The sequence below is a fragment of the Rickettsia endosymbiont of Lasioglossum villosulum genome (assembly GCF_964026455.1).
Classification (GTDB): domain Bacteria; phylum Pseudomonadota; class Alphaproteobacteria; order Rickettsiales; family Rickettsiaceae; genus Rickettsia.
This window is the reverse complement of sequence record NZ_OZ032152.1, coordinates 1,233,065-1,246,297: the sequence shown is the minus strand read 5'-3', so window position 1 is coordinate 1,246,297 and position 13,233 is coordinate 1,233,065. Positions and strand designations below refer to the sequence as shown.

The following is a 13,233-nucleotide window of genomic DNA, read 5'->3' as shown; positions in this document are numbered from 1 at the left end:
ATAAGCGGTGAGGCGTAGAAAATTACGTGAGCACAAGCCCTCAAATCTTGAAGCATCAAAGGTATATAAGAGCAATTTTAAGGAAAAAGTATTTATGAGTGTAGTAAATTTTTACGGACAATTAAGTAATACTCAACAATTTGATCAGATAAGAATTAATATAGCAAGTCCAGAACAAGTACGTTCATGGTCTTTTGGTGAAGTAATAAAACCTGAAACTATTAATTATCGTACTTTTAAACCTGAAAAAGATGGTTTATTTTGTGCAAGAATTTTTGGTCCAGTAAAAGATTATGAATGTCTTTGCGGTAAGTATAAGCGAATGAAAAATCGTGGTATTACTTGTGAAAAGTGCGGTGTTGAGGTTACTGTTTCTAGAGTAAGACGTGAAAGAATGGGGCATATTGAACTTGCTGCTCCCGTTGCTCATATTTGGTTTCTAAAATCTCTTCCTTCAAGAATTAGTACGCTTCTTGATATGACGATGCGAGATATAGAAAAAATTCTATATTTTGAAAATTATGTTGTAGTTGATCCTGGATTATCTATTCTACAAAAAGGCGAGCTTTTAACTGAAGAAGAACTGCAAAAAGCAAAGGATAAATACGGGGAAGATGCGTTTACTGCGTCTATTGGTGCAGAAGTAGTACAACAAATGCTAAAAGAGCTTGATTTCCCAACATTAAAGCAAGAGCTATACGAAGAACTACAAAATACGACTTCAGAAGTAAAAAAGAAAAAGTTAGTAAAGCGTTTAAAATTAGTAGAAGACTTTTTAGAATCTAAAAATAAGCCAGAATGGATGATTATGAACGTATTGCCGGTCATGCCTCCTGAACTTAGACCGCTTGTTATGTTAGATGGCGGAAGATTTGCTACTTCAGATCTTAATGAACTTTATAGAAGAGTAATTAATAGAAATAATCGTTTAAAGAAGCTTATAGAGTCAAAAGCACCTTATATAATTGTTAGAAATGAAAAAAGAATGCTGCAAGAAGCAGTAGATGCGTTATTTGATAATGGACGCCGTGGTAGAGCAGCAAAAAATGCTAATAAGCGTCCGTTTAAGTCATTAAGCGATATGCTAAAAGGTAAGCAAGGTCGTTTCCGTCAAAACTTACTTGGTAAAAGGGTGGACTACTCAGGACGTTCAGTTATCGTAGTAGGACCTGAGCTTAAACTTCATCAGTGTGGTTTACCTAAAAAAATGGCTCTAGAATTGTTCAAGCCGTTCATTTATTCAAAACTTGAATTATATGGTATTGCTACAACTATTAAAGCAGCTAAAAGAATGGTTGAGGCTGAAAAGCCTGAAGTTTGGGATGTGCTTGAGGAAGTCATAAGAGAACACCCTGTATTACTTAACAGAGCTCCGACATTGCACCGTTTAGGTATTCAGGCATTTGAGCCGTTATTAATTGAAGGTAAAGCAATACAGCTTCACCCGCTTGTTTGTGCTGCTTTTAATGCGGACTTTGACGGGGACCAAATGGCTGTACATATTCCTTTATCGATTGAAGCCCAGCTTGAAGCTAGGGTATTTATGATGTCTACTAATAATATCTTAAGTCCTGCTAATGGACGTCCTATTATTGTACCAGATAAAGATATAGTACTCGGCTTATATTATTTAACGCTTGCTTTTGATCATGAGGTAGGTGAGGGTATGATGTTCTCAGACTTAACTGAAATGGAGCATGCTTTATATAACAAATTTATAACGATTCATACTAAGATAAAATATCGTCGTAATCAGTTAAATGCTGAGGGTAAAATAGTTCCTGTTATAGTTGATACTACTTATGGAAGATTAATGGTTGGTGAGTTGTTGCCTTCTAATCCTAATATAGAATATAAGTTTATTAATAAGCCTTTAACTAAAAAGGATATATCTCTAGTAATAGATTTAGTCTATCGTCACTGCGGTCAAAAAGCTACAGTAATTTTTGCTGATCAGTTGATGAAACTTGGTTTCAAATATGCTTGTTCTTCAGGCATTTCTTTTGGTATGGATGATATGGTTGTACCAAAATCTAAAATTGTTCATATCGATGAAACACAGCTTGAGATTAAGGAATTTGAGCAGCAATATTCAAATGGTTTAATTACTTACGGCGAAAAATATAACAAGGTAATTGATGCATGGTCAAGATGTACTGATAGAGTAGCTAATGACATGATGAAAGAAATTGCTAAGCCACCTGTTAGTGATGATTCAAATCAACAGAAGATAAACTCTATATATATGATGGCTATTTCAGGTGCTAGAGGGTCTTTCCAGCAGATTAAACAGCTTGGTGGTATGCGTGGACTTATGACTAAATCAAATGGTCAAATTATACCAACACCTATTATCGCTAACTTTAAGGAAGGATTAACAGTATTTGAATGCTTTAACTCTGCTAACGGAATGCGTAAAGGACAAATAGATACAGCTTTAAAAACCGCAAGCTCAGGTTACTTAACAAGAAAATTAGTGGATGTTGCACAAGATTGTATTATTACTGAAAAAGATTGTAACACCGATAAGGGTATTGAAGTAAAGAGTATTATAGAAGGTGGTGAAGTAATAGTGCCTTTAGCTGAAATGATTTTAGGTCGTACGGCAGCTATTAATATATATCATCCGGTGACTAATGATTTAATTCTCACCAAAGGTGAATTAATTAATGAGTCTAAATTAGAGCAAATCGAGTCTGCAGGTTTAGATAGAATTATGATTAAGTCAGTACTAACCTGTGAAAGTTCCACCGGTATATGTGCTATATGTTATGGTAGAGATCTTGCTACTGGTTCGTTAGTTTCCGAAGGGGAAGCTATAGGGGTGATCGCTGCTCAATCTATCGGTGAGCCAGGTACACAGCTTACAATGAGAACTTTCCATATCGGAGGAGCAGCAACGAAAGGAGCAGAAGTATCTTCTGTAGAAGCTTCATATGATGCAAAAGTAAAAATTCTTAGCCGTAACGTGGTTATTAATTCCGAAGAACGCAAAATTGTTATGAGCCATAACTGTGAGTTATTATTACTTGATAATAACGGCAATGAAAAAGCTCGTAGTAAAATCCCATATGGTGCAAGATTACTTGTTGATGAGGGCGATATGGTTACTAAGACGCAAAAGCTTGCAGAATGGGATCCATATACCATACCTATTATTACTGAAAAATCTGGTAAGGTATTATTCAAAGATATGGTTGAGGGGATTTCGGTTCGTGATGTAACTGATGAAGCAACTGGTATTCCAAGCAAAGTTATCATCGAATCAAAACAATATTCACGTGGAGCCGAACTAAGACCACGAATCCAGCTTCTTGACGCTAAGGGTGAAATTATCATGTTATCAAATGGTTTAGAAGCAAGATATTATTTACCAGTTGGAGCGGTTTTAAGTGTAGAAGATGGGGTACAAATATCAGTAGGTGATATAATTGCACGTATTCCTAAAGAGTCAACTACTACTAAGGATATTACTGGTGGTTTACCAAGAGTAGCTGAGCTTTTCGAAGCAAGACGTCCAAAAGATCATGCAGTGATTGCTGAGATAGATGGGAGAGTAGAGTTTGGTAAAGATTATAAATCTAAGAGACGTATTATTATACACCCAGTTGATGGTTCAATGGGTCTTGAGTATATGGTACCGAAAGGTAAGCATGTTGTGGTTAATGAGGGAGACTTTGTTAAGAAAGGTGACTTATTAATTGATGGTAATCCAGTACTTCAGGATATTTTAAAAGTGATGGGTGTAGAGCTTCTTGCAAGCTATATTGTTAAAGAGGTTCAAGCTGTTTATCGTCTACAAGGGGTAAAAATTGATGATAAGCACATAGAAGTAATTATTCGTCAGATGTTACAGAAAGTAGAAATAACAGACTCAGGCGGTACTACATTATTAGTAGGCGAGAAGATAGATCGACGTGAATTTGATGAAATAAATGAAAAAGCAATTAAGAATGGTTTAAGACCTGCTGATGCTCAGTTAATATTACAAGGTATTACTAAGTCTTCTCTGCAAACTAGATCATTTATATCTGCTGCATCATTCCAAGAAACTACTAGGGTTTTAACTGAAGCTGCTATTGCTGGTAAGGTTGATAAGCTACGAGGACTGAAAGAGAATGTTATAGTTGGGCGTTTAGTACCTGCAGGAACAGGTTTCTTTATGGATAAAATGCGTAAAGTAGCAGCAAAACTTGACGAAGAAAATGCTTAAGGTTAAAAAGCAATCTCATAGTGATATTCCTGAGATTGCTTCGTCAAAATTCAGCTATTAATTAAAAAAGATATAGAGTCTTGTTATACTGACTAAAGATAGTATTATCCGCTTTTTTCTCAACGGATAATACTAAAGTTATTAATTATTTCCCCTTTTCCACACCTGGTTTACAGAATAATTTTCCTAAACATAAAAATGAATATATCCTACAAAAACCAATAATTATATAAAGTAACTTAACAATAATTGGAAATGAACCGAATAAAAGTGTTACTAGGTTAAAATTGAATAATCCAATTAGCCCCCAATTTATAGCACCTATAGAAGATAGTAAATGTATAGTAGTGATAAGTGGATTACTAGAAGTATTTATTAGCATATTTTGCTCTCCATATTATTGATGTTTAAGTAAATCTAGACTTCAAAACAATTTACCATATAATTATAATTTTCTATTTTTAGATAGATGTCCATTTAAATTTTTATATTTGTAAAATTATTTTACAAGTTATTAATTTTTCTTAAATGTTTGGTATATTACAGGGATAACAAAAATTGTAAATATAGTACCAATGCTTAAGCCACCAACTATTACAAGACCAATAGAATTACGGGCAGCAGCTCCCGCACCTGTTGCAAAAATTAGTGGTATACTACCTACGACAGCAGCAAGTGTAGTCATTAAAATTGGTCGCAGGCGAAGAGTACAAGCTTCTATTATAGCATTTCTAATATTTGCTCCTTTTTCCCTTAGTTGGTTAGCAAATTCTACTATCATAATAGAGTTCTTAGTGATTAGCCCAATTAAAGTAATAAGCCCGATATTACTATACATATTAAGGCTGTTACCTGAAATCCAAAGAGTAAGCACCCCACCGGTTATTGAAAAAGGTACAGCAAGCAATATTAATAACGGATCAACAAAGCTTTCAAATTGTGCTGCAAGCACCAAATAAATGAATATGAGAGCAAAGCCAAATGTCATAAGCATATTACTATCTGTTTCTTTCATTTGTTTAATTTCTCCGATATATTCGAGTATAGTGTTACTCGAATCAAGTAAGTTAGCTGCTATTTTATTAATTTCGTTAATCGCATCTTCAATTTTGCTATCAGGGCTAAGGTCGGAAGAGATGGTAACAGATTTTGAGTTGTTATAATGGCTATATGATTTTACGGATATTTTTTCTGTGATATTAGCTATTGATTCAAGGGGCAACATATTATTATTCTTTGTCGGTATTAGAATTTTACTAAAATCACTAATGCTACTACGATCTTTTTGATTAAATTGCAGAATTACTTCATATAAATCGTTCCCCATTCTAAAATCACCTACTTGTTGACCTGCCAGCAAATATTGCACTGTTTTACCAATATTTGCCATATTCATTCCATATAAATAAGCTTTATCACGATTAATTTCGATAGCAATAGTTGGCATTGCTGATTGTAGGTTCCTATTAACGTTAGAAAAAATCAGGTTTGCTTTCATTATATCTATAAATTGCTGCGATATTTTATCTAGATCATCATACTCAAGATTTGTTTGAATAGTAAATTCGATAGGGCTACCTCCGCCACTACTGACCATTGAGCGAGGATCCATAGCAAAAACTTGCATACCTACTATCTCGGAGAACTGCTTATTCAGCATATTCTTAATTGTTTCTTGCGATCTAGAACGCTGCTTCCAATCTTTTAATGGTACGAAAGAAAAGACATTATCACTACCACCTGCTCCTATTACCATTAAGTAACCTGCTATATCTTTGTAATTAGCAAGGATTTTCTCGGCTTCTATTACTATTTCGGTGGAATGCTCTAAGCTGGATCCTTCCGGTCCTTTAAAAGATAATTGCAAGAACCCATCATCTTCTTGAGGTATAAAGGTTTTTTGCACAAACTTAAAACTGATTATTAATACCACAAACGACGCAGCAATAATTAGGACAAATTTCTTTTTATTATCAAAAGTTAGGTTTAGGTAATGAATATATCTATCCTGTATTAATTGTAAAAGCTCATTAAATTTAACTAAAAATTTAAGAGTCGGAGCGTTATGCTTAGTAATCATACGGCTTGACATCATGGGTGTTAAGGTTAAGGCTACAAACCCCGAAAATAAAACGCAGAATGCTAAAGTCCATGCGAATTCTATGAATAATTTCCCAACAAACCCATCTATAAATCCAACAGGTAAAAATACAGCAGCAAGTGTAATAGTCATTGCAATAATTGCGAACCCTATTTCTTTAGATGCGAGCAATGCCGCCTCCATAGGTTTATGACCCATTTCATTGTATCTAAATATATTTTCAAGCATAACTATTGCATCATCTACCACAAGCCCGATTGCAAGGATCATGGCAAGTAGCGTAAAGATATTGATAGAAAACCCCATAGCATACATTACGCTGAAAGTACCTATTAACGATACAGGAATAGTAACAAATGGAATTAGGGTAATTTTAGCAGAGGCAAGAAATAAATATGTTACTAAAATCACTAATATTAAAGCTTCAAAAATGGTTTGAAATACTGCATAAATTGAAGCTCTAACAGGTTTTGCTCCATCATACGCAATATTTAAGCTTATTACTTTAGGAAGTGACTCTTTTACTTTTTCAATCTCTTTTGTAACATCATTTGATAAATCTATAACGTTAGCTTTAGATTCTTTGATAAGCCCAAGAGCAATAGAATTTTTCCCATTATACCTAAATAATACTTCACTATCTGGAGCAGTTAAATATACTTTAGCTATATCTTGTAGTTTGATTATACTATTATCTTGGACTTTTATTATAATATTGCCAAATTCTTCCGGTTTAGATAAAGAACCTTCAAGAGTTACTATAAAATTATTTACTCCCGTTTTAATGTTACCAGCAGGATAATCTTTATTCTGCTCTCTTATGGCAACCTCAATATCTAATAAAGAAATTTTATGTTGATATAATTTTTTAGGATCAGGCTCTATTCTCATTATATATTCATTGCCGCCATAAATTTGTGACTGTCCTACGCTTTCTAGTTTATCTAAAGGAGTTTGCAAATAATCTTCAACAATTTTTGTTAACTCTAAATCATTATATTGTTCACTTTCAACGCTTATAAAAAGACTTGGAAAGCTATCAGCATCAAGCTTTGCAACTGAAGGTGCTTTCATATCCTGTGGAAACATATAAGTTATATCTGATATTTTAGAGCGTACATCGTTTAATGCTACTTCAATATCTGTAGATAATAAGAAAGATAAAGTAATACTACTTTGCCCAGTACTACTTTGTGAGGTTATATAATCTAGATTTTTAACTGTTTTTAAAGCCTTTTCTATTCGGGTTGTGATTTCTTTTTCCATATATAAAGCATCAGCACCAGCATAAAAAGCATTGACGTTTATAATAGGAATTGAAATATCTGGCGTACCTCTAATTTGTAGCTTAGTGAAAAAAATTGTTCCAAGAACTAAAATAACTAAACTTAAAACAGTTGCAAATACCGGACGTTTTATGCAAATTTCAGATAATAACATTTGATTTGATGTTCTCTTTGATATATTTATTGTAAATTTTTACTTGAATTATTTAATTATATCCAGCTTTAAAAGCATAACTGATGTAAAATGGCTACATTTTTTTATCAATTATACAATTATATATATCTTTAAAATTTTATAAATAACGGATATTTGCAGTAAACTAAGAGTTTGTTATAATTAAATAACCTAGTTAAAAAATAAAAAAATATATTGATGTGCATTATTGCTAGTTGTATATATTGTACTACGACAGTAATGTATTAACCCATTAAATAGAGAGTTGATTTTTTATGAGTACACAACCTAAAAAAATGAATAAGACAGAATTTATTGCTTTTATGACTGAGCATGGTCACCACCATAAACATCAGGGGCATAAATCATTTACAAAAGCTGATGCAGAAAAGGCACTTAATTGGGTGCTTGAATCTATAATTTCTGCTACTAAACATCAACATAGTGTTAATATCACAGGTTTTGGTTCGTTTGGAATACAAAGCAGAAAATCAAGAGAAGGTCGTAATCCAAAAACAGGAGCAAAAATGACTATACCTGCTTATAAGCAACCTGTATTTAAAGCTGGAAGTAAACTTAAAGAAGCTTGTAATAATAAGTAACTTATATTTTTTTCCTATAGTACCGCAGTTAAGCCTGAGGTACAGTCGTGGGACTGTTAGCAGTCCTATAGCTTTAGTAGTATAATTATGCTTCAAGAATCATGGCATTAAAGGAAGCCTTAACTATATAGTTTATATGATAATTGAGCATCTAGAATTTAGTTTAAAACATAAAAAGCTACATAATAGCTGGCTTATTGAAGCAGAAAATATAGAGCAAGCTTTAAAAGATATAGAGAAATTTATATGTTCAAAGCTTTTAAAGAATAGTATTCCTCTTGAAAATAATCCAGATTATCATCTTATTGCTAGAGAAGTTTCTGCTACGTCTAATGCTAAGAATATCTCTATCGAGCAAATAAGAAAATTACAGGAGTTCTTAAGTAAAACCTCTGCAATTTCAGGCTGTAAGGTTGCCGTAATTTATTCGGCAGATCTTATGAATCTGAATGCTGCAAATTCATGTTTAAAGATTTTAGAAGACACCCCTAAAAATAGTTATATATTTCTAATTACTTCAAGAGCTTCAAGTATAATTTCTACCATCAGATCTAGATGTTTTAAAATTAGTACTAAATCGTCTGAAAGAATTTCTGAAGAAGAATTATATTATAAATTTATTCAGCCTATAGCAGATAATGAAAACTTAAATTCTAAATTAGAGTTTATTAAGCAATTTAATGCTAAAGATAGAGAGTTATGGTTAGATTTTACTGATAATATACTCTTATTAATGAATAGAATTCTAAAAAAATCTTCAAATATTGATGTTGAGTTTTCTGATTTAGAAAATAAAATATTTCATGCATTACCGAATCGTAACCTTTCTTATCTAATTCAAAAATTTGCTGACATAAAAAAGCTAATATATAATACAATCGATTATGATTTAGATTTAAAAGCTAGTTATATATTAGTGATGAGTGAGTTTTCTTAAGAAGATCATTCATCAAAGATGGAGTTACTAAGTACAGTGTTACCTATTACTTCTATATATTTAATATCATCTGTAGTAACTTCAATTGATACTTTAAAATTCCTAGTACAACTAATAATATCCGAGGTATTATTGTTAAGTAATTCACATATTAATAATACTGTATCTTGAACAGCTAGCTTTGCTATTTGATCGTTTATAGATTTAGGATTAGATTCGGGATTTATTATTTTTTTCAAATTTTTAATAAGTTTTCTTTACTTAGTTATTTGCAAGTTCTTTAGATTCTTGTTTTTTGGTAATTTCAGCAATTTAATATTTTTGTAAATTTTTATCTCATTTTAAGACATTTTTGCATAATATTGCTTTAATTTATAAGGTTTTTTAAAATATATATTTTTTAGCATAAAACTAATATGTTGTATAAAAGTCACAAATATTGTTGTTGCTAAAATGCAAAGAGAGAAATATATTAGACAAAGACTTTATTTAATTATTTATCTTTATGTTTAAAACTTTAACACAAAATTTAACGAAGATTTTTGATCGGCTAGTAAGCTCAGGGCTTTTAACTGAAGAGCAAATAGATGCTGCTTTAAGAGATATAAGAGTTGCTCTTTTAGAGTCGGATGTTGCTCTGCCTGTAATAAAAAATTTCGTAGCAGAAGTTAAACAAAAAGCCTTAGGACAGGAAGTTATCAAATCCGTTTCACCCGGGCAGATGATAATTAAAATTATTCATGAAGAGATGATAAATATTTTATCCTCTAGTGAAGATGAGATAAAACTAAATTTAAATGCAAAACCGCCGGTAAATCTTTTAATGGTAGGCTTGCAAGGTAGCGGTAAAACTACAGCAAGTGGTAAGCTAGCGTTGCGTCTTAAAAATCAGAATAAAAAAGTTTTATTAGTCTCTCTTGATACTTATAGACCGGCAGCACAAGAGCAGCTAGAAATACTTGCAAATTCGGTAAAAATTAATTCACTGCCGATTATTAAAGGTGAAAAGCCTCTTGATATAGTTAAAAGAGCAATGGCTGAAGCCAGATTATCGGCATATGATGTAGTTATTTATGATACTGCCGGAAGAACGCAAATTGATCAAGAAATGATGAATGAGGCGATAGCTATTAAGAAGCTAGTAGAGCCAACCGAAACGTTGTTAGTAATCGACAGCATGACAGGGCAAGATGCGGTAGTTACGGCTAGTAGCTTTAATGAGCAGCTAGAAATTTCAGGATTAATTTTGTCAAGAATTGATGGTGACTCTAAGGGTGGTGCGGCATTAAGCGTAAAATATATTACGCAAAGACCAATTAAGTTTTTAAGCAGTGGCGAGAAACTAACCGATTTAGAAGAGTTCAATGCTAAACGTATAGCGTCTAGAATACTTGATATGGGGGATATTATCTCTTTCGTTGAAAAAGCAGCAAGTATAGTAGATAGAGAACAAGCAGAAAAAACAGCAGCTAAATTAAAAAAAGGTAAGTTTGATTTAAATGATTACCTGCAACAAATGAAAATTATAAAAAAGATGGGTGGTTTTGGTAGTATACTTAGTATGCTTCCTGGTAGCGGTAAGATTATGGATCAGATAGATCAATCGAAGTTAAACAGTAAAATAATCGAGCATCAAGAAGCAATCATTTTATCTATGACCCCAAAGGAAAGAAGAAATCCCGATATTATTAATGCTTCTCGCAGAAAACGTATAGCTTTGGGTGCTGGAACTACAGTACAGAAAGTAAATATTCTATTAAAACAATTCAAGCAAATAAGTGACATGATGAAAAAAGCAAGCAACATGAATCCTAAAAACTTGCTTCGCAGTGGACTTGGAAAGTTGTTTTCCTAAAAGCAAATCACCACTTTTAATTAAAAAAATAATATTATTATACTATTAGTAGAAATACATATAATTCCTTTTATATTAACAGTGTATCAATAATTAAGTGTCTACAAAGCCTAAGCACGACGAAATTATCCGAAGTGCGTTTGAGAATCCAATAGTTGCCAAAGAATTTTTTGAGATGCACTTATACTCGATGAACTTCAAAAATTGGCGTTGTCGTTCTATAAGATCTGCGGTACTCACGTATTAAGTAACTGCTTCCGTTCCTCGCCTTATAAACTCCTAGCTCTTTTTCAAATAAAACGAGTATACAGCTGATCTTTTGCCTAAATTCGCTAAAATTGATATCGGTATTGATCATATAGAACTAATTTTATACTACACTTTGACCAAGATTAAGCAAAGTGATATAATAGAAGTAGAAAAACTACTTAAATCAAAATTAAATCCTAAAAAAAGAGAAAACGTTATGAAAAGTATAGCTCACCACTGGATGCAACAAGGTAAAGAAGAAGCAAGAGAAGAAGCAAAAGCTATTATGGCAGAGAAAATGCAGGAAGAGAAGATTGCTATAGCTAGAAATTTAATTAAAGCAGGTCTAAAAATTGATTTAATTGCTACCTCAACTGGTTTAAATGAAGACGAAATCAAAAAACTTAAATAAGCCAATCGTCAAAATTAAATCCTAAAAAAAGAGAGAACATTATGGGAAGCATAACTCATCATTGGATACAACAAGGTAGAAAAGAAGAAAAAATTATTATGGCAAAAGAAATGATGAAAGAAAGACTTACCTTAGAGTCGGTTATAAAAATTACGAAATTATCTAAAGCAGAAATTGAGTAGTTAAAGTAAGTTATATTTATGAAAGAAGTTAAGGCGAATGATTTAAGCATATATATTCATTGGTCTTTTTGTTTGTCTAAATGTCCTTATTGTGATTTTAATTCCCATATAGCGAATAGTATAGATGATGATAATTGGCTTAAATCTTATGAGAAAGAAATAGAATATTTTAAAGATATTATTCAAAATAAATATATAAAATCTATTTTTTTCGGCGGAGGCACTCCTTCTTTGATGAATCCTAAAATTGTTGAGGGAATAATAAATAAAATTAGTGAACTCGCAAGAATAGATAAGCAAACTGAAATAACACTAGAGGCTAACCCAACTTCATTTGAGACAGAAAAATTTAAGGCGTTTAAAGCCGCCGGTATTAATCGTGTTTCGATTGGAGTACAATCTTTAAGAGAGGATGACTTAAAAAAGCTTGGCAGAACTCATGATTCATTGCAGGCTATTAAAACGATTGAATCCGCTAATAAAATTTTTTCTAGAGTTTCGTTTGATCTGATATATGCTCGTAGCGGTCAGGAATTAAAAGATTGGCAGCAAGAACTAAAGCAAGCAATGGAACTTGTTACGGGGCATATTTCTCTTTATCAGCTTACCATTGAAAAAGGTACACCGTTTTATAAGTTGTTTCATGATGGTAATTTGATCCTTCCAAGTTCTGATATAGCAGCTGAAATGTATGAGTGGACGAATGATTATCTAGAATCTCAAAATTATTTTAGATATGAAATATCTAATTATGCTAGAAAAGGACAAGAATGTGTGCATAATTTAACCTATTGGAATTATAATGATTATTTAGGTATAGGTCCTGGTGCTCACAGTAGAATAATTGAAAATCCTAGTTCAGTATCGGCAATTATGATGTGGCATAAGCCGGAAAAATGGTTAGAAGCAGTTAATAATAAAAATAATGGTATTCAAACTAATTCTAAGTTAACCAAGCAAGAGATAATTGAAGAAATTTTGATGATGGGATTACGCCTTAAAAATGGCATAAATATTTCTGCATTGGAGCAGAAAATAGATGCAAAATTAGAGAATATTTTAGATATTAGCAGCCTTAACCACTATCAAGAATTAGATTTAATTAGGTTAGATGAAAATATCTATCTAACCTATAAGGGTTTAATGCTGCATAGTTATATAGTTCCAAGGCTTTTACAAATCTGAAATAGAGAGTATACTCGTTTTATTTGAAAAATTGGC

Annotated in this window: 10 protein-coding genes; 7 read left to right on the top strand and 3 right to left on the bottom strand. The window is 32.2% G+C overall.

The window, feature by feature from the left end:
- Positions 1–94 precede the first annotated feature (94 nt).
- Entirely contained in the window at positions 95–4,213 is a 4,119-nt protein-coding gene (gene rpoC / locus AAGD49_RS06195) for a DNA-directed RNA polymerase subunit beta' (protein ID WP_341788374.1), read from the top strand.
- Between the two features lie 145 nt (positions 4,214–4,358).
- Here rpoC and AAGD49_RS06190 read toward each other — a convergent pair whose 3' ends face one another.
- The gene (locus AAGD49_RS06190) at positions 4,359–4,595 is read right to left on the bottom strand and encodes a DUF378 domain-containing protein (protein WP_341788373.1); all 237 of its coding nucleotides are present in this window, start codon (positions 4,593–4,595) and stop codon (positions 4,359–4,361) included.
- Between the two features lie 132 nt (positions 4,596–4,727).
- The gene (locus tag AAGD49_RS06185) at positions 4,728–7,754 is read right to left on the bottom strand and encodes an efflux RND transporter permease subunit (protein WP_341788372.1); all 3,027 of its coding nucleotides are present in this window, start codon (positions 7,752–7,754) and stop codon (positions 4,728–4,730) included.
- A gap of 317 nt (positions 7,755–8,071) precedes the next feature.
- Between AAGD49_RS06185 and AAGD49_RS06180 the strand changes: the two genes are divergently transcribed.
- A complete protein-coding gene (locus AAGD49_RS06180) occupies positions 8,072–8,377 on the top strand; it encodes an HU family DNA-binding protein (protein WP_179852190.1) in 306 nt (101 codons plus the stop codon).
- 136 nt (positions 8,378–8,513) lie between these two features.
- A complete protein-coding gene (locus AAGD49_RS06175; protein ID WP_341788371.1) occupies positions 8,514–9,314 on the top strand; it encodes a DNA polymerase III subunit delta' in 801 nt (266 codons plus the stop codon).
- Between the two features lie 5 nt (positions 9,315–9,319).
- Here AAGD49_RS06175 and AAGD49_RS06170 read toward each other — a convergent pair whose 3' ends face one another.
- The gene (locus AAGD49_RS06170; protein ID WP_341788370.1) at positions 9,320–9,553 is read right to left on the bottom strand and encodes a hypothetical protein; all 234 of its coding nucleotides are present in this window, start codon (positions 9,551–9,553) and stop codon (positions 9,320–9,322) included.
- A 266-nt stretch (positions 9,554–9,819) separates the two neighbouring features.
- Here AAGD49_RS06170 and ffh point away from each other — a divergent pair, with 266 nt between their 5' ends.
- The 4 genes from ffh to hemW all read left to right on the top strand — a co-directional run bounded on the left by ffh (position 9,820) and on the right by hemW (position 13,197).
- Complete coding sequence (gene ffh, locus AAGD49_RS06165) at positions 9,820–11,169, top strand: signal recognition particle protein (RefSeq protein ID WP_341788369.1); 1,350 nt, start codon at positions 9,820–9,822, stop codon at positions 11,167–11,169.
- A gap of 319 nt (positions 11,170–11,488) precedes the next feature.
- The gene (locus AAGD49_RS06160; protein ID WP_341788368.1) at positions 11,489–11,830 is read left to right on the top strand and encodes a transposase; all 342 of its coding nucleotides are present in this window, start codon (positions 11,489–11,491) and stop codon (positions 11,828–11,830) included.
- A gap of 41 nt (positions 11,831–11,871) precedes the next feature.
- Entirely contained in the window at positions 11,872–12,012 is a 141-nt protein-coding gene (locus AAGD49_RS06155) for a hypothetical protein (RefSeq protein WP_341788367.1), read from the top strand.
- A gap of 18 nt (positions 12,013–12,030) precedes the next feature.
- On the top strand, positions 12,031–13,197 hold the full coding sequence (hemW, locus tag AAGD49_RS06150; protein WP_341788366.1) for a radical SAM family heme chaperone HemW: 1,167 nt from the start codon (positions 12,031–12,033) through the stop codon (positions 13,195–13,197).
- Positions 13,198–13,233 lie beyond the last annotated feature (36 nt).